This is a genomic window from Pseudomonas fragi (genome assembly GCF_900105835.1).
GTDB lineage: Bacteria > Pseudomonadota > Gammaproteobacteria > Pseudomonadales > Pseudomonadaceae > Aquipseudomonas > Aquipseudomonas fragi.
In genome coordinates this window covers 3,485,433-3,502,456 of record NZ_LT629783.1, presented here as the reverse complement: position 1 = coordinate 3,502,456, position 17,024 = coordinate 3,485,433, and the positions used below count along the sequence as shown (strand labels likewise).

At 61.9% G+C, this 17,024-nt stretch carries 13 protein-coding genes and 1 pseudogene; 6 read left to right on the top strand and 8 right to left on the bottom strand.

Features of this window, described 5'->3' with window-relative positions:
• Positions 1 to 127: 127 nt before the first annotated feature.
• Positions 128 to 1,519 (top strand): L-cystine transporter, encoded by a 1,392-nt coding sequence (locus BLU25_RS16020; RefSeq protein WP_083369724.1) that lies wholly within the window; start codon positions 128 to 130, stop codon positions 1,517 to 1,519.
• A 127-nt stretch (positions 1,520 to 1,646) separates the two neighbouring features.
• Here BLU25_RS16020 and BLU25_RS16015 read toward each other — a convergent pair whose 3' ends face one another.
• Positions 1,647 to 2,159, bottom strand: coding sequence for a dihydrofolate reductase (locus BLU25_RS16015; RefSeq protein WP_016782620.1), 513 nt, complete (start codon positions 2,157 to 2,159; stop codon positions 1,647 to 1,649).
• A 90-nt stretch (positions 2,160 to 2,249) separates the two neighbouring features.
• Between BLU25_RS16015 and BLU25_RS16010 the strand changes: the two genes are divergently transcribed.
• A complete protein-coding gene (locus BLU25_RS16010) occupies positions 2,250 to 3,632 on the top strand; it encodes a DUF2868 domain-containing protein (RefSeq protein ID WP_016782621.1) in 1,383 nt (460 codons plus the stop codon).
• Positions 3,625 to 4,989 carry a DUF3482 domain-containing protein gene (locus BLU25_RS16005; RefSeq protein WP_016782622.1) on the top strand — a complete coding sequence of 455 codons (1,365 nt, stop codon included), beginning with the start codon at positions 3,625 to 3,627 and terminating at the stop codon, positions 4,987 to 4,989. The genes BLU25_RS16010 and BLU25_RS16005 overlap by 8 nt, the downstream gene beginning before the upstream one ends.
• 113 nt (positions 4,990 to 5,102) lie before the next feature.
• Here BLU25_RS16005 and BLU25_RS16000 read toward each other — a convergent pair whose 3' ends face one another.
• From BLU25_RS16000 to BLU25_RS15970, 7 genes and pseudogenes are all read right to left on the bottom strand, one after another.
• The gene (locus BLU25_RS16000; protein WP_016782623.1) at positions 5,103 to 5,660 is read right to left on the bottom strand and encodes a phosphonate degradation HD-domain oxygenase; all 558 of its coding nucleotides are present in this window, start codon (positions 5,658 to 5,660) and stop codon (positions 5,103 to 5,105) included.
• On the bottom strand, positions 5,660 to 6,787 hold the full coding sequence (locus tag BLU25_RS15995) for a TIGR03364 family FAD-dependent oxidoreductase (RefSeq protein ID WP_016782624.1): 1,128 nt from the start codon (positions 6,785 to 6,787) through the stop codon (positions 5,660 to 5,662). The genes BLU25_RS16000 and BLU25_RS15995 overlap by 1 nt, the downstream gene beginning before the upstream one ends.
• 139 nt (positions 6,788 to 6,926) lie before the next feature.
• Positions 6,927 to 7,949, bottom strand: coding sequence for a putative 2-aminoethylphosphonate ABC transporter substrate-binding protein (locus tag BLU25_RS15990; protein WP_016782625.1), 1,023 nt, complete (start codon positions 7,947 to 7,949; stop codon positions 6,927 to 6,929).
• A 38-nt stretch (positions 7,950 to 7,987) separates the two neighbouring features.
• The gene (locus tag BLU25_RS15985; protein WP_016782626.1) at positions 7,988 to 9,712 is read right to left on the bottom strand and encodes a putative 2-aminoethylphosphonate ABC transporter permease subunit; all 1,725 of its coding nucleotides are present in this window, start codon (positions 9,710 to 9,712) and stop codon (positions 7,988 to 7,990) included.
• Position 9,713: 1 nt separating this feature from the next.
• Positions 9,714 to 10,790 (bottom strand): putative 2-aminoethylphosphonate ABC transporter ATP-binding protein, encoded by a 1,077-nt coding sequence (locus tag BLU25_RS15980; protein ID WP_016782627.1) that lies wholly within the window; start codon positions 10,788 to 10,790, stop codon positions 9,714 to 9,716.
• A gap of 225 nt (positions 10,791 to 11,015) precedes the next feature.
• A pseudogene (locus BLU25_RS15975) lies at positions 11,016 to 11,870 on the bottom strand (LysR family transcriptional regulator); the annotation flags it as partial.
• A 16-nt stretch (positions 11,871 to 11,886) separates the two neighbouring features.
• Complete coding sequence (locus BLU25_RS15970) at positions 11,887 to 14,127, bottom strand: heavy metal translocating P-type ATPase (protein WP_083369723.1); 2,241 nt, start codon at positions 14,125 to 14,127, stop codon at positions 11,887 to 11,889.
• Between the two features lie 86 nt (positions 14,128 to 14,213).
• Here BLU25_RS15970 and cadR point away from each other — a divergent pair, with 86 nt between their 5' ends.
• The 3 genes from cadR (at position 14,214) to BLU25_RS15955 (ending at position 17,020) form a co-directional block, all read left to right on the top strand.
• Positions 14,214 to 14,663, top strand: coding sequence for a Cd(II)/Pb(II)-responsive transcriptional regulator (gene cadR / locus BLU25_RS15965; protein ID WP_016782629.1), 450 nt, complete (start codon positions 14,214 to 14,216; stop codon positions 14,661 to 14,663).
• Between the two features lie 106 nt (positions 14,664 to 14,769).
• On the top strand, positions 14,770 to 15,810 hold the full coding sequence (locus BLU25_RS15960) for a DUF5924 family protein (RefSeq protein WP_016782630.1): 1,041 nt from the start codon (positions 14,770 to 14,772) through the stop codon (positions 15,808 to 15,810).
• A 79-nt stretch (positions 15,811 to 15,889) separates the two neighbouring features.
• Complete coding sequence (locus tag BLU25_RS15955; RefSeq protein ID WP_016782631.1) at positions 15,890 to 17,020, top strand: ABC transporter permease; 1,131 nt, start codon at positions 15,890 to 15,892, stop codon at positions 17,018 to 17,020.
• Positions 17,021 to 17,024: the final 4 nt, after the last annotated feature.

The following is a 17,024-nucleotide window of genomic DNA, read 5'->3' as shown; positions in this document are numbered from 1 at the left end:
CCTGCTTATTCCAAAAACCTAGGTTGTCATTCCACATCGGTATATTTGTAGATATATCAACCTGTTACGATTTCCGGTTCGCAATAGTTACATCCAAGACTGGTACAAGTCGTCCCTCGGAGCTTTCATGAATTTCCCGCTGATCCTCAATCTGCTGGTGTTCCTCGCGTTGCTGTTCGGCTTGTCGCTGACCCGCCACACCGCGTGGAGCCTGGCGAAAAAAGTCTTGCTGGCGCTGGTTATAGGCGTGGTGTTCGGCCTGTGCCTGCACCTGACCTACGGTACAGACAGCCCGACCCTGAAAGCCTCCATCGGCTGGTTCGATCTGGTTGGCAGCGGCTATGTGCAATTGCTGCAAATGATCGTAATCCCGCTGGTATTCGCCTCGATCCTCAGCGCCGTGGCCCGTCTGCATAATGCCTCGTCTCTGGGCAAGATCAGCTTCCTGACCATCGGCACGCTGCTGTTCACCACCATGATCGCGGCACTGATCGGTATTGGCCTGACCAACCTGTTCGGCCTGACTGCCGATGGCCTGGTGGCCGGCGCGGCTGAAATGAGCCGCCTGCAAGTGATCCAGAGCGATTACGCGGGCAAGGTGTCGGACCTGAACGTGCCGCAACTACTGCTGTCTTTTATCCCGCAAAACCCGTTTGCCGATTTGGCCCGGGCCAAACCGACGTCGATCATCAGCGTGGTGATTTTCGCCGCATTCCTGGGCATCGCCGCGCTGCAGCTGTTCAAGGACGAGCCGGAAAAAGGCGGCAAGATCCTCAGCGCCATCGACACCCTGCAAGCCTGGGTGATGCGCCTGGTACGCCTGGTGATGAAACTGACCCCGTACGGCGTACTGGCCCTGATGACCAAAGTGGTCGCCATGTCCAACGTGCAGGACATCATCAAACTGGGCAGCTTCGTGGTGGTGTCCTACATCGCCCTGGCGCTGATGTTTGTGATTCACGGCGTGATCGTGTCGTTTTCCGGGGTTAACCCGCTGCGCTTCTTCCGCAAGGTATGGCCGGTACTGACCTTTGCCTTCACCAGCCGTTCGAGCGCAGCCAGCATCCCGTTGAGCATCGAAGCGCAAACCCGTCGCCTGGGCATTCCGTCTTCGATCGCCAGCTTTGCCGCTTCGTTTGGCGCGACCATTGGCCAGAACGGCTGTGCCGGTCTGTACCCGGCCATGCTGGCGGTGATGGTGGCCCCGACCGTGGGCATCAACCCGCTGGATCCGGTATGGATCGCTTCGCTGGTGGCTATTGTGACCTTGAGTTCGGTAGGCGTGGCCGGTGTGGGCGGTGGTGCAACCTTCGCGGCACTGATCGTGTTGCCGGCGATGGGCTTGCCGGTATCGCTGGTGGCGCTGCTGATTTCGGTTGAGCCCCTGATCGATATGGGCCGCACGGCGCTGAACGTGAGTGGTTCGATGGTGGCAGGTACCGTAACCAGCCAGATACTGCACCAGACCGACAAGGCCATTCTGGCTGAAGACGATCATGGTGATCTGGCGCACGCTTAAAAAGCCGACCCTCACCCCAGCCCTCTCCCAAAGGGAGAGGGAGCCGATCTGTGGTGTTGCGAAGATCTGCTTTTGCTTTTAGTCCCCTCTCCCTCCGGGAGAGGGTTAGGGTGAGGGGCTTTTGACCTTAAGCCCTTTCCCACACCTCAAAGCTGAACGCCGGCTTGTCATCCGCGGCGCCATGCAGCTCTTCCGACACCAGCTTCCACTGCGCCTGATCGAACTCAGGGAACCACGCATCCCCCTCCGGGCTCAGGCCCACACGCGTCAGGTACAAGCGGTCGGCATCCACCAAACCCTGGGTGTACAGCTGTGCGCCGCCAATCAGCATCACTTCGCTCACGCCCTGCTCTTGCGCCCATGCTTCGGCTCGCGCAACAGCGTCCTGCAGCGAGGCAAACACCTCGGCACCTTCGAGCTGCAAATCAGTCTGACGACTGACCACCAGGTTCAAACGGCCCGGTAACGGGCGCCCCAGCGAATCCCAGGTCTTGCGACCCATGATGATCGGCTTGCCCAGGGTGGTGGCCTTGAAATATTTGAAATCCGCCGGCAAATGCCACGGCATGCTGTTGTCGACGCCAATCACACGGTTTTCAGCAAGTGCCGCGATCAGGCTAAGGGGGAGTGATTTTTTCATGGCGCCGAGGATACCAGAGCCGCCCGCGCCGACAGTACCCCGCCTGACTAACAGCGGTTATGCTCTTGGTTCACTTGAATGGAATGTCGCGTGACTCAACTTTCCCCGCTACAACGCCTCTGGCTGACCGAAACCGTGCGCCTGCGCGAAGAACACGCGGGCGCGCTGGACGACCTTGAAGCCAATCGACGCGCCCGCGCCACCGCCGGCGACTTGCCCACACGCCTGCAAAATCGCGCCCTGTGGCTGGCCGAGCGCGACGGCCTGCTCGCTGCCATGCAGCACTGGCTGCAAGGTGCGCGGTTGGCGCTGCTGGTACTGGCCGTGCTGGCCGTGATCAGTGGCGCCGGGCTGGCATTCGCCGCCCTTGGCGACGGGCAAACCCCGGTCAATGTGTTCTGGGCGCTGGGCAGCCTGCTGGGGCTCAACCTGATCCTGCTGTTGAGCTGGGCACTGGGCCTGCTGTTTGCCGGTGAACACGGCGCCAGCCTCGGCCGCCTGTGGTTGTGGCTCAGCGAAAAACTCGCCCGCGATGCCAAGGCTGCGCAGCTGGCCCCGGCCCTGGTGCTGTTGCTGCAGCGGCGCAAACTCAATCGCTGGGCGCTCGGTACGCTGGTCAATGGCTTATGGTTGCTGGCCATGCTCAGCGCGCTGGTGATGATGCTGCTGCTTATGGCCACGCGCCGCTACGGGTTTATCTGGGAAACCACGATCCTCGGTGCCGATGTGTTCGTCGCCGCCACCCGCGCCCTCGGCGCGCTCCCCAACTGGCTGGGGATGAGCGTGCCCACCGTGGAGATGATCCGCATCAGCAACGACACCAGCCTTTACAACAACGAAGGGGTGCGTCAGGCCTGGGCAGTCTGGCTTGTAGGCGTGGTACTGATTTACGGCGTGATCCCGCGCCTGCTGCTGGCGGCATTCTGCCTGTGGCGCTGGAAAACCGGGCGCAACGCGCTGCAACTGGACCTCAACCTGCCCGGCTATAGCCAGTTGCGCGAGCGCCTGATGCCCAGCAGCGAGCGCCTGGGCGTCAATGACACCGCCCCCGAGCAGTTGCACAACGTGCAGGCCGGGCACAGCGCCCTGCAAACCGATGGCGCCCTGATCGTGGCCATTGAGCTGGACGACCAGCATACGTGGCCACCCAAGTTACCGCCCACCGTCAAGGACGCCGGCATCCTCGACAGCCGCGAGTCGCGGCAAAAACTGCTGGAACAAATGACCCGTTTCCCCCCGGCACGCCTGGCCATTGCCTGCGACCCGCGCCGCTCGCCGGACCGCGGCAGCCTGGCGCTGATCGGTGAACTGGCGCGCAGTGCCCGCGAAACCCGCATCTGGCTGCTGCAAGCACCGCCCGGCCAGGCGCTGGACGCCGACCGCCTGGGCGACTGGCATGTCGCACTGGAAAAGCTCGGCCTGCCCTTCGCCGCCAGCGCCCCCCTCAACTGGCTGGAGACTGGCCATGACTAAGCCACTGACGCTGGCCGTGGTCGGCCACACCAATGTTGGCAAAACCTCATTGCTGCGCACCCTGACCCGGGATGTCGGCTTTGGCGAAGTGTCCCACCGCCCCAGCACCACCCGCCATGTCGAAGGGGCGCGGCTGTCGGTCGACGGCGAGCCGTTGCTGGAACTGTACGACACGCCGGGGCTGGAAGACGCCATCGCCCTGCTCGACTACCTTGAGCGCCTCGACCAACCCGGTGAACGCCTGGATGGCCCAGCGCGGGTGGCCCGCTTTCTCCAGGGCAGCGAGGCGCGCCAGCGCTTTGAGCAGGAAGCCAAAGTACTGCGCCAGTTACTGGCCTCGGACGCCGGGCTGTATGTGATCGATGCCCGCGAGCCGGTGCTGGCCAAGTACCGCGACGAACTCAGCGTACTGGCCAGTTGCGGCAAGCCGCTGCTGCCAGTGCTCAACTTTGTCAGCAGCCCGCAACACCGCGAGCCCGAGTGGCGCGAAGCCCTGGCCCGCCTCGGTTTGCATGCGCTGGTGCGGTTCGACAGCGTGGCCCCGCCCGAAGATGGCGAACGCCGCTTGTATGAAAGCCTGGCGCTGTTGCTGGAGCATTCACGCGGGGCGCTGCAACGCTTGATCACTGACCAGGAGGCCCAGCGTGAAGCCCGCAAGCACAGCGCCCTGCGCCTGATCGCCGAACTGCTGATCGACTGCGCCGCCTGCCGACGCAGCGTGGCCAGCGAAAAAACTGCCGAGCAACAGGCCATCCAGCAGTTGCGCGAAGCGATCCGGCAGCGCGAACAACGCTGTGTGGAAGCCATGCTCAAGCTGTACGGCTTTCGCCCCGGCGATGCAGCGGCCAGCGACTTGCCGTTGCTCGACGGGCGCTGGGGCGATGACTTGTTCAACCCGGAGACGCTCAAGCATCTGGGTGTACGGGTCGGCGGCGGGATTGCCGCAGGCGCTGCGGCCGGTGCCGGTGTGGACTTGATGGTCGGCGGCCTGACCTTGGGCGCTGCCGCATTGGCCGGGGCCATTGCCGGCGGTGCGCTGCAAACCGCACGCAGCTACGGCAGCCGCTTGCTGGGCAAGCTCAAGGGCCAGCGCGAATTGACCGTGGACGACAGCGTGTTACGCCTGCTGGCCTTGCGTCAGCGGCAATTGCTGCACGCACTGAATGCTCGCGGGCATGCGGCCGTAGACAGCATCAAGGTCGCCACCCCGCAGGACAAGACCTGGCGCGAGGGCAAACTGCCCGAAGCCCTGAACAAGGCACGGGCGCATCCACAATGGTCGTCGCTCAACCCGCATGCGAAGTTGAGCCAGGCCGAGCGTCAGGAGCAGATTGAGTTGCTGGCCGAGCAAATCTAGACGCCGCCCCCCCCTTGTGGGAGCGGGCTTGCTCGCGATTGGATCACTGCGGTGAAGCTGATGTACCGCGGCGTAAGCATCGCGAGCAAGCCCGCTCCCACAATGATCAGTGATCACGCATTCAGCAGGCGCAGGGCTTTGGCCTTGAGGATTTGCAGGTCGATAACTGGCACATGCATCGCCTTGGCCTGTTCATCCCACACCCGCATGCGCAGGCTCAGCTGGCACAGCGGGTCCTGCTCGAATGCATCGGCCTCGGCCTCGCTCATCACCCCGCCCTGATAACCCAGGGTGCGAATGCTCGCTTCGCTCAACAGCGCGTAATACCCCGGCTGGCGCAAAGTCAGGTAGCGCTTGGCCTGTACATGGTATTCCACCAGCCTGGCCAGCCGCTCGCTGAACCCGGCCCGGCGCAGGTAATCGGCGCCAACCCGCTCATGGCTGACCACCCCGTAGCCGCCCATGTTCTGCGTATCCTTGCCGCAAAAGTGCCCGATATCGTGAAAGAACGCTGCCAACACCACTTCATCGTCATAACCTTCGGCCAACGCCAACTGCGCGGCCTGGGACATATGCTCGATCTGTGACACCGGCTCACCGATATAATCGTCGGTGCCGTATTGCTGATACAAACCAAAAACATCTTCAACCACTTGCTGCGCGTGGGTCATCACATCGTCTCCAGCATCCGGGCGATATTGCCCTCGGCCATCGCCGGGCCCACGCTGATGCCCACGCCGGTGTGCATCAGCGCCGCATGCAGGCCGGGCTCGACCTCCAGCCAGGTGAATGGCCTGGCCCCCCGGGCACCATAGACGCCCTGCCAGCGCTCGACCACCTGCACTTCACAGCCCAGGGTTTCTTCGCACAGTTGCAGCATCCAGTTATCCACCTGTTCGCAGTTGAAAGGTGAAGGATCCCGACTGTAATCGTGAGAATCGCCGACGATCAAATCACCATAAGGCGTCGGGCTGATCAGCAGGTGGATGCCGTGCTCATCCAGGTGCGGGCTGTCGCGCAGGATTTCGGCCTGCACAGCTGCCGCTTCGGGCAAGTCGGCAAATGCGCCGTAGTGCACGCAACTCAGGCCGGTGAGCAGAGCATGTTGCAGCTTCAAATCGACCTTGGGCCGCACACGCAGCATTTGCAGACGACACACCTGCGGGTTGAGTCTGGCCAGCGGCTCGGCCAGCAAGGTCAGGTAATCGTGACCCGAACACACAATCACCTGCGCGCCCTTGAAACTGCCTGCCGTGGTGTGGACTTGACCGGGTTCAACCTCGCGCACCAGGGTGGAAAAATGAAATTCGACGCCCAGCTCACGCTGCAGATAGTTGATAAGGGCCGGGATGGCTTCGCGCGAATACACCTGCTGGTCGTCAAGGCCATGCAATGCGGCGCGATGATGGCTGAACTGGCCAGCGTACAGAGCCTCCATTGCTGCACCGCGCAATAATTCGACGCGATAGCCGGACTCCCGTGCACGGCCCTGGCAGAAGGCTTCGAGCAAGTGTTCTTCGGCTTCGGTGCGGGCGAACAGGTATGAGCCATTGCGCTTGAGATCAAAGCCTGCGCGCTGTGCCAAGTCAGCCCAGATGCTGCGGCTGGCGCGGGCCAGATCGAGCATCACGCCCGGTGGCTGGCCGGTGACCAGCGCCTGGCCGAAGTTGCGCACCGAGGCGCCCAGTGGCGTGGCGGTGCGTTCGAAGACGCGCACCTTGAGCCCGCGTTTTGCAGCGGCGTAGGCGTGGGACAGGCCGAGGATGCCGGCGCCGACGATAAGGATTGGTTGAGTCATCACGATGTCCTGAAGGGCAACTTCACTTCCCTTGTGGGAGCGGGCTTGCTCGCGATACAAACGCCGCGGTGCAGCTGTCCAACCGCAGCGATCCAATCGCGGGCAAGCCCGCTCCCACAGGTCTTTTGTGGCTACAAAACTACTGCGCCACTTTCTCGGACTTGCCGTCATAGCGCTTGCGCCATTCGGCCAGGATGCTGTCGCGGTTCTGCGAGGCCCAGGCGAAGTCGTTCTTGATCAGGCGCTGCTCGTAGTCGGCTGGCAGTTCGGTCTGTGGCTTGGCGATACCGGGCTGGGCCAACACCGCGAAGTTTTCTTTATAAAGCTCCATAGCCGCCGGGCTTGCGGAGAAGTCAGCCAGCTTTTTGGCTGCCTCTTCGTGGGGCGTGCCCTTGATCACGGCAGTGGCTTCGATTTCCCAGCCCAGGCCTTCCTTCGGCAACACGATATCCAGCGGCGCCCCCTGACGCTTGAGCTGCACGGCCGGGTATTCAAACGAGATACCGATCGGGAACTCGCCCGCCGCCGCCAGTTTGCAAGGCTTGGAACCCGAATGAACGTACTGGCCGATGTTCTGGTGCAAGTCATCCATAAACTGCCAGCCCTGTTTCTCACCGAAGGTTTGCAACCAGGCACTCACATCCAGAAAGCCGGTTCCGGACGAGGCCGGGTTGGGCATCACGATCTTGCCCTTGTATTCAGGCTTGGTCAGGTCTTGCCAGCTCACCGGCTTGCTCAGGCCCTGTTTTTCGGCCTCGATGGTGTTGAAGCAAATGGTCGCGGCCCACACGTCCATGCCTACCCAGGCCGGCGGGTTGGCCGCATCACGGTAGTTGCCGCCAATCTTGGCCAGGTCCTTGGGCGCGTAGCTTTGCAGCATGCCCTGCTGGTCCAGAATCGCCAGGCTGGAGGCGGCCAGGCCCCACACCGCATCCGCTTGCGGGCGGGCTTTTTCGGCCAGCAGCTTGGCGGTGATGATGCCCGTGGAATCGCGCACCCACTTGATCTCGACGTCCGGGTTGGCCTTTTCAAAGGCCTGCTTATAGGTCTTGAGCTGTTCGGCTTCCAGGGCCGTGTACACGGTCAGTTCGGTTTTGGCAGCGAACGCGTTAAGGCTAAAAGCGCTGAGGACTGCAGCGGCAAGAGCAAGAGGCTTGAACATGGTGCGGTTCCTTTTGGGTGTAGGGGGCAGGGTTATTGTTATTGCGCCGGCGCGCCCTGGCGCCAGGCCTGGGAACGGCGCAGCAAGCCGCGCGAAGCCCGGGCCAGGAGCAGGGACACACCCGCCGAAGTGAACAGGATCAGGGTCGACATGGCCGCCGCGCCGCCAACGTTGCCGGCGTCGTCCATGTTCAGCACCGCCACCGCCGCAAGGATGGTGTCGGGGCTGTAGAGAAAGATCGCCGCAGACACCGTGGTCATCGCCGAGACAAACAGGTAGCGCATGATGTCCAGCAGCGCCGGCAGGCAAATCGGCACGGTGACGCGCCAGTAATGGCGATACAGCGGCGCCTTGAGCGACAGCGCGGCGGCTTCGAATTCGCCGTCGAGCTGGCGCAGGGCCGTGGTGGCGGTCATTTGTGCGGTGGTCAAATAATGCGCAATGGTGCAGGCCACCAGCAGGGTCATGGTGCCGTAGAGCACATGCAGCGGGTTGCCCGGCAGGTTGAAAAAGAACACATAGCCCAGGCCCAACACCAGGCCCGGCACGGCCATCGGCACAAAGCTGAGCATGCGCAGGGCCAGGTTGAGGCCTTTCTGGCTGCGGGTTTTTTCCATCAGATAGGCGCCGGTGAAGATCACCGCACTGCCAATCACCGCCGTACACAGGGCCATCGTCACGCTGTTGCGATACGCCAGCCAGCCACCGCCAGCGGTGTCGTTGAACTGGTAGTGGTTGAGCGACAGCGACAGGTTGTACGGCCAGAATTTGACCAGCGACGAGTACACCGCCATGCCGAACACCAGCAACAACGTGGCGCAGATCAACAACACAATGGCCAGATAGCAGCGGTCACGGACTTTCGACGGCACCGGCTTGAACACCTGGGCGCGGCCGCTCATCGAATCACCATGCTGACGGCGCAACCAGGCATCGACGCCAAAACTGAACAGCGCAGGCAGCAGCAAGACCATGCCGATCAAGGCTCCGCGACCGAATTGTTGCTGGCCAACCACCGCCTTGTAGGCTTCCAGCGCCAGCACCTGATAGTCGCCGCCCACCACAACCGGTACGCCGAAGTCGGTGATGGTCAGGGTGAAAACCAGACAAAACGCTGCAAACACGGCCTGTTTGGTGCCCGGCCAGGTGATGCTGCGAAAGGCCTTGAAAGGCCCGGCGCCCATGCTCGATGCGGCGTCAAACAAGCGCGCATCAGCCAGGGACAATGCCGAGAGCAAAATCATCAGCGCGTGCGGGAAGGTATAGATCGCTTCGCCGAGCACGATTCCCCAAAAGCCGTAGATATTGTCGGAAATCAGCCCGCGCAGCATGCCCTGATTGCCGAACAGGTACACAAGCGCGATACCCGGCAGCATGGAAGGTGCCATCAGTGGCAACAGCGACAGCCCGCGCCAGATGCGTTTGCCGGGGATCAGAGTGCGCTGCAGGGCGTAGGCAAACAGATAGGCCAGCGGTACGACAATGGCCGCCACGCTGAGGGAAACCTTAAGGCTGTTACCGAGCAGCCAGTGAAAGTTGGCGCTGGTGACCAGCTCACGCGCCGCGACCCAACCGCCGCCCTGGCCGTCTTCGGCACTGAACCCGCGCCAGAAGATCGCCAGCAGCGGCATCAATACCGCCACGCTCAACAACAGCAATAACAGCAGTTTACCGCCGACCACGAAGATGCGGTCACCGAGTTCCGCGCGGCTGGCTTGGCGGGGGATTTTGCCGGGCAGTGGCAGGGCCATTTCAGCGGCCATCTTAGGCAAACACCTGCAGGCTAGCGGGCGGCAGGGCGACAACAATGTCCGGCGTGCCGAGCCGCGGCAAGTCCTGGCTGCCCACTTCAGCCGTCAGGGCATGGCCCGGCAGGTGGTTGAGTTCAAAACTCATGCGGCAGCGATTGCCCAAAAAAGTGATTTCGCGCACCCGTGCCGGGAACAGGTTTTCCTGATGCAACACCGGGTTGACGCTGATGGCTTCGGGGCGGCAGAACAAACGGCCTGAGGCAGCGCGGCCAGCGTCATCCGCCAGGCGCATGTTCATGCCACCGACCTGGGCATGGGTGGCGCTGTTGCGCATAAACGGCAGCCAGTTGCCCTGCCCCACAAACTCGGCAACGAACGGCGTGGCCGGCTTGTCGTAGATTTCCTGCGGTGTGGCGTACTGCTCGACCTTGCCGTTGTTCATCACCGCAATGCGGTCGGCCATCAACATGGCTTCGTCCTGGTTGTGGGTGACCATCAGCGTGGTGATGCCCAGGCTGCGCTGCAACTGGCGCAGTTCGGTACACAGATGCTCACGCACGCGGGCATCCAGGGCTGACATCGGCTCATCAAGCAACAGCAGCGAAGGCGACGGCGCCAGGGCACGGGCCAGGGCGACCCGCTGCTGCTGGCCACCGGAAAGCTGGCCCGGGAATTTCTTTTCGCTGCCAGTCAGGCCCACCAGTTCCAGCATGTCGCCGACGCGCTTGCGCACCACATCACGATTGCTGCCCGCCAGACCGTAGGCGATATTGGCTTCAACAGTCAGATTGGGGAAAAGGGCGTAGGACTGAAACAGAATCCCGTAGTCACGGGCTTGCGGGGCCAGCTCGGAGACATCGCGATCACCCAGGTACAGCGCGCCGTTGTCCTGGCGCTCAAGCCCGGCGATGCAGCGCAACAGCGTGGTCTTGCCGCAGCCTGACGGCCCGAGCAGGCACACCAGCTCGCCTGCGGCCACCTCCAGCGAGACGTTGTCCAGCGCGGTAAAGGCGCCAAAGCGCTTGCTCACATTGCGCACCTTCATCGGCACGCCGGGTTGGGTCAAAGCGGTTGCGTTCGAGCTGTTCATGGATGCACCTCATCAAGCAGATGGGGGTCATCCTAGAGACGCAATGCGTACAAGATGTGGCAACAAGGCCAAAGCTGGCGATAGTGGTATTGGTGGATTTGGGTATGCGAGCAAAGTCATTGTGGGAGCGGGCTTGCTCGCGATGGCCTTACCGCGTTTTGCCTGACAGACCGCATCGCCTGCATCGCGAGCAAGCCCGCTCCCACAATGGTTGTAACTAGGCCGGGCCATTTCCTGCGCCAGCCCCAGAAAAGCCGCTGGCAAACGCGCGCTTTTGCGTTCCTTGAGGCAGTACAGATACTCATGGATAACCGGCGCATTCTCCAGCGTCAGCACCCGTAACTGCGGGTCATGGGGCACTTCCTGGCGGGCAATGATGCTGATGCCGATATTGCGCAGCACCGCTTCGCGGATCGACTCCCGGCTGCCAATTTCCAGCAGCGGACCAAAACTCACCCCGGCATTGGCCAGCAGGTCTTCGGTCAACTGGCGCGTGGTCGAACCCTGTTCGCGCATCAACAGGCAGTGCCCGGTCAGCGCACTGAGCGGTACATGCTCAAGCTTGGCCAGCGGGTGGTTGCGGTGCACCGCCAGCACCAGCGGGTCGGCGCCCAGGATGCGGCGGATCAGACGGGGGTCTTCCACCAGTTGCGACGACGCGGCGATATCGACCCGGTATTCGTCCAGCGCTTCGAGCACCTGCTGGGAGTTGCCGATATCCACCGCCACTTCGATCTGCGGCAAGCGTTCGCGAAAGGCCTTGACCAGATCGAGGATGTAATACGGCGCAGTCGCGGCAATGCGCAACGTACCGCTGCCCTGGCCACTGTTGCGCAAAAAGAACTCAATGTCGGCTTCTTGTTGCAGCAACGCCTTGACCATCGGCAGCAGGCGCACGCCTTCGTCGCTGAGGGTCAGACGCCGGCCGCCGCGGTAGAACAGCTCCACGGCGTAGTGGCTTTCGAGGTTGCGGATCTGCGTGGTCACGGTCGGCTGGCTCAGCCCGAGCTTTTTTGCGGCCTGCGTAATACTGCCCAGTTGGGCCACCCGGTAAAACGCTTTCAGCTCGGCACTCAGCACAGCGACCTCTCTTGTTCTATTTGCGCAGCAAGCGCAAACCGTTGAACACCACCAACAGGCTGACGCCCATGTCGGCAAACACGGCCATCCACATGGTGGCCAACCCGAGGAAGGTTACCGCAAGAAAGATCGCTTTGATGACCAATGCCAACGCAATGTTCTGCTTGAGGATGCTCGAGGTCTGGCGTGACAGGCGAATAAATGCCGGGATCTTGCGAAGATCGTCGTCCATCAGGGCGACATCGGCAGTCTCGATCGCGGTATCCGTGCCCGCCGCAGCCATCGCAAAACCGATCTCGGCACGGGCCAGGGCCGGGGCGTCGTTAATGCCATCGCCCACCATGCCAACGTGATGGCCCTGGGCGTACAGGGCTTCAATCGCCTTGAGCTTGTCTTCGGGCAGCAAGTTGCCCTGCGCTTCGTCGATACCGACCTGGGCGGCAATGGCGTTGGCGGTGTGCGGATTATCGCCAGTCAGCATCAGGGTCTTGATACCCAGTTCATGCAGTTCGCGGATCGCTTCGCGGCTGGATTGCTTGACGGTATCCGCTACAGCGAACAGCGCCAGCGGACCTGAGGTGTCACACAGCAGGATGACGGTCTTGCCCTGCTCTTCCAGCGCAAACAACTTTTCTTCCAGCGCCGGGGAGCACAGGCCCAGCTCCTCAACCAACCGGTGATTGCCCAGGTGATACAGCTTGCCGTCGATTTCGCCGCGCACACCGCGCCCTGCCAATGCAGCGAAGTTATCCACAGCACTCAGGGTCAGGTGTTTATCCACAGCCGCATTGGCCACCGCCAGCGACACCGGGTGATCGGAACGCGAAGCCAGGCTCGCAGCCAGCAGCACCGCACTGTCCGTGACCAGCGGATCAAGCGGCAGATAGTCGGTTTGCACCGGTTTGCCGTGGGTAATGGTGCCGGTCTTGTCCAGGGCCAGAAAGTCGAGCTTGTGGCCGCTTTCAAGGTACACCCCGCCCTTGACCAGGATGCCCTTGCGCGCCGCCGCGGCCAGGCCGCTGACGATGGTGACCGGCGTCGATATCACCAGCGCGCACGGGCACGCCACCACCAGCAGCACCAGGGCGCGGTAGATCCAGTCAAACCACACGCCACCCATGAACAACGGCGGAATCACCGCCACCGCCAGGGCAAAGGCGAACACCAGCGGGGTGTAGATTTTCGCGAAGCTGTCAACAAACCGCTGGGTCGGCGCCCGTGCGCCCTGGGCTTGCTCCACGGCGTGAATGATCCGCGCCAGGGTCGAGTTGTTGGCCGCTGCCGTCACCCGGTACTCCAGAGCACCGGACTGGTTGATGGTGCCCGCGAAGACTTTATCGCCCAGCGCTTTCTCGATGGGCAGGCTTTCACCGGTGATTGGTGCCTGATCGACTGTGGAGTTACCCGCTACCACTTCGCCATCCAGGCCAATACGCTCGCCGGGCCGTACCCTGACCAGACTGCCCAGGGCGATATCCTTGACTTCACGCTCCTGCCAGCTGCCATCCGCCTGCTGCACGGTGGCCTTGTCCGGCGCCATTTGCATCAGACCGCTGATAGCGTTGCGCGCACGGTCGAGGGACTTGGCTTCGATCAGCTCGGCCACGGTAAACAGGAACATCACCATCGCCGCTTCCGGCCATTGGCCGATCAGCACGGCGCCGGTCACGGCAATGCTCATCAGGGCGTTGATGTTCAGGTTGCGGTTTTTCAGGGCAATCCAGCCCTTTTTATAGGTGGTCAGGCCGCCGCTGAGGATCGACGCCAACGCCACCAGCGCAATCACCCAGGTGGGCGCCGCGTCGGTGAAATGCAGCACTTCCGCTGCCAGTGCGCCAACACCGGCCACGGCCAGCGGCCACCAGTGCTTTTTCGCTGGTGGCGCAGGCGGTGTCGCGTCGGCCCCGGCATCAATGGGGTCGGCCTGCATACCAAGGGATTTGATCGCGTCGACAATCGGCTCGACGGACGGCAGGTCATGGGTCACGCCCAACACCCGGTTGATCAGGTTGAATTCCAGCTGCTGCACACCGGCCAGCTTGCCCAGCTTGTTCTGGATCAGGGTCTGCTCGGTGGGGCAGTCCATCGCTTCGATGCGAAAGCTGCTCAGGCGAGCCCCCGCAGTCACGGCAGTATCGAGCTTGATCACGCTGGGGCCGGCAGGGGCCGAGCAGCAGCTATGGGCATGGCTGGCGTGGTCATGCTTGTCGCCATGATCGTGGTCGTGCTTGTGCGGTGTGTGAATGGAATCGCTCATCGGGTTGCGTCCGGAAAAGGTGCCTGTTGCCAAGTAAAGACCCTGTAGCCACTATAGGGTCAAGCATCCTTTTGGAGATCGGCGTGATGAAAATTGGCGAGCTGGCGAAATTGACCGACTGTCAGGTCGAAACCATCCGTTACTACGAACGCGAAGGGCTGTTGCCAGAGCCTGCGCGCAGCGAAGGCAATTACCGTTTGTACACCCAGGCCCACGTCGAGCGGCTGACGTTTATCCGCAATTGCCGCAGCCTGGATATGACCCTGGAAGAAATCCGCAGCCTGCTCAACCTGCGTGACAGCCCCCAGGACCAATGCGAAAGCGTGAATGCGTTGATCGACGAGCATATCCACCACGTCAAGGCTCGGGTCGACAGCCTGCTGGCCTTGCAGGCGCAACTGCTCGACCTGCGGCAAAAGTGTGGCGAAGGACCGAACGGCGAGCATTGCGGGATTTTGCAGCAACTGGAAGTCAGCGGCTCGGTCAGCACGCCGGAAGGCGAACCCAGCCATGTGGGCAGAAGCCACGGGCATTGATTGCAGGGCGCCGATGGGTGCCACGACCCTTCAATCGCGCCGGACGCGGAGCGCCTAAAACGCTATTCTGTCGAGGATTTTCCTTTTACAGAATGTGAACCGCCAAATGCCAGACTGGAACCACTACGTACAGCGCGTCCTTGAGTTGATGAAGCGCTATCCAGGGCTGATTGCGGCGTTTGGTTTTTGCTCCGGCGTGGGCAGTTTTATCCTGGTCGACCGCCAGCAAGGCATGGCCCGCTGGATCGCCGTGATCCTGCTGGTGAGCTGGGTCTGGTTGATGCTGGAAAACACCTTTACCCAATTGTTCAGCCGGGTGTTCAAGCGCGAAATACCCGAACCGTTGCTGCGCTATGCAACCCAGATGATCCATCAGGAAAGCTTTTTCTTCGTCCTGCCGTTTTTCTTTATCACCACTACCTGGAACAGCGGGCAGTTGGTGTTTACCGGGCTTCTGGGGGTGTGCGCACTGATCGCCATCACTGACCCCTTGTACTACCGATGGCTGGCCCCGCGACGCTGGCTGTTTCTGGCATTGCACACCCTTGCCCTGTTTGCAGCGATGCTCACGGCCTTGCCGATCATCCTCAACCTCACCACTTCCGAGAGCTACAAACTGGCGCTGGGCACTGCCGTGCTGCTCTCCATCCCCAGCCTGGCCGTGAGCCTGCCGCTGAAAACCTGGCGTGGCTGGCTGGTGTTGCCGCTGATTGTGCTGGCGCTGGGCGGCACCGGCTGGCTGCTGCGCTCCTGGGTGCCGCCGGCTACGTTGTGGATGACCGAGGTGGCCGTTACCACCCAGCTGCAAGACCGCACGCCGGGTGAAAGCATCAAGCAGATCAGCGTCAGTGAGCTGCGCAGCCAGGGTCTGTATGCCTACACCTCGATCAATGCCCCGCGCGGCCTGAACGAACGCATCTACCATGTGTGGCAACTCAACGGCCAGGAAGTCGATCGTATTGCCCTGGATATTCACGGCGGGCGCAAGGAAGGCTACCGCGCCTGGACCCACAAGCAGAATTTCCCGCCCAACCCCCAGGGGCGCTGGCAAGTGCGGGTGCTGACCGAAGATGGCCAGTTGATCGGGGTTTTGCGCTTCAGGGTTAACCTGGATCAATCCGCGCCTGCGGTTGTTAAGGCAAACTGAAACACTTTTACAGGATTGTGCTATTACATAAGGTCTGTGTTTAAACGTACTGAGCTGGGAGCTTAAGACTATTACGGCCATGGCGGGCAATGCCCAACTAGACACTTCCAGTAATCCGGCGCGGCTGTTGATCAGCGGCGACTGGACGCTTGCCCATTACACCGGCCTCAAGCAGCAGACCGAGCAACTGGTCGGCAAATACGATGACCAGACCGCCATCAACCTGGACGACGTGTCCAGCATCGATACGGCCGGGGCTTCGCTGCTGGTGGAATTGCTGGGGGCCGAGCGCGTCAGCCAGTTGACCGATACCGCGCAAAAACTTCCCGCGGCCGACCGTGCCTTGCTGCAGACCGTGTATTCCTCGATGCGCGATTTTTGCGTGCCGGTTGCACCCCAGGAACAGAACGTCGGCATCCTGTTGCTCAGCCGTATCGGCAGCGCGGTCTACAAGCTGTGGCAAGACACCCTGCAATTGCTGGGTTTTATCGGCCTGATCCTGCAAACCCTGGCGCGCAACCTGTTCCGCCCCAAACAATGGCGCATCACTCCGGTGGTGGCACATATCGAGCAAATCGGCCTCAACGCCGCGCCGATCGTAGTGTTGCTGACCTTTATGGTGGGCGCCGTAGTGGCGTTTCTCGGGGCCACGGTACTGGCCAACTTTGGTGCGGGGATTTTTACCGTTGACCTGGTGGCGTTCTCCTTCCTGCGTGAGTTCGGCGTATTGCTCACCGCCATCCTCCTGGCCGGGCGCACGGCCAGTGCCTTTACCGCACAAATCGGCTCGATGAAAGCCAACGAAGAAATCGACGCCATCCGCACCCTGGGCCTGGACCCGATGGACTTGCTGGTGCTGCCACGGGTGCTGGCGTTGTTGATTTCCCTGCCGCTGCTGACGTTCATGGCCATGATGGCAGGCATCCTCGGCGGTGCCGTGGTGTGCGTGGTGTCGCTGGGCATCTCGCCGGACATGTTTATTTCGCTGCTGCACTCGGATATCGGCGTACAGCACTTTTTGGTGGGCATGGTCAAAGCGCCGTTTTTTGCCTTTCTGATTGCCGCGGTGGGCTGCCTTGAAGGCTTTAAAGTCAGCGGCAGCGCCGAATCGGTGGGCGCCCACACCACGTCCAGCGTGGTGCAGTCGATCTTTATCGTGATCGTCCTCGACGCCGTGGCCGCGTTGTTCTTTATGGAGATGGGCTGGTGAGTAC

Coding starts and splice junctions, on each gene's coding strand:
- BLU25_RS15970 (WP_083369723.1), bottom strand. CDS start 14,127: ATGAGCGATTCCATTCACACACCGCACAAGCACGACCACGATCATGGC.
- BLU25_RS15955 (WP_016782631.1), top strand. CDS start 15,890: ATGGCGGGCAATGCCCAACTAGACACTTCCAGTAATCCGGCGCGGCTG.
- cadR (WP_016782629.1), top strand. CDS start 14,214: ATGAAAATTGGCGAGCTGGCGAAATTGACCGACTGTCAGGTCGAAACC.
- BLU25_RS16020 (WP_083369724.1), top strand. CDS start 128: ATGAATTTCCCGCTGATCCTCAATCTGCTGGTGTTCCTCGCGTTGCTG.
- BLU25_RS15960 (WP_016782630.1), top strand. CDS start 14,770: ATGCCAGACTGGAACCACTACGTACAGCGCGTCCTTGAGTTGATGAAG.
- BLU25_RS16015 (WP_016782620.1), bottom strand. CDS start 2,159: ATGAAAAAATCACTCCCCCTTAGCCTGATCGCGGCACTTGCTGAAAAC.
- BLU25_RS16005 (WP_016782622.1), top strand. CDS start 3,625: ATGACTAAGCCACTGACGCTGGCCGTGGTCGGCCACACCAATGTTGGC.
- BLU25_RS15980 (WP_016782627.1), bottom strand. CDS start 10,790: ATGAACAGCTCGAACGCAACCGCTTTGACCCAACCCGGCGTGCCGATG.
- BLU25_RS16000 (WP_016782623.1), bottom strand. CDS start 5,660: ATGACCCACGCGCAGCAAGTGGTTGAAGATGTTTTTGGTTTGTATCAG.
- BLU25_RS15995 (WP_016782624.1), bottom strand. CDS start 6,787: ATGACTCAACCAATCCTTATCGTCGGCGCCGGCATCCTCGGCCTGTCC.
- BLU25_RS15985 (WP_016782626.1), bottom strand. CDS start 9,712: ATGGCCGCTGAAATGGCCCTGCCACTGCCCGGCAAAATCCCCCGCCAA.
- BLU25_RS15990 (WP_016782625.1), bottom strand. CDS start 7,949: ATGTTCAAGCCTCTTGCTCTTGCCGCTGCAGTCCTCAGCGCTTTTAGC.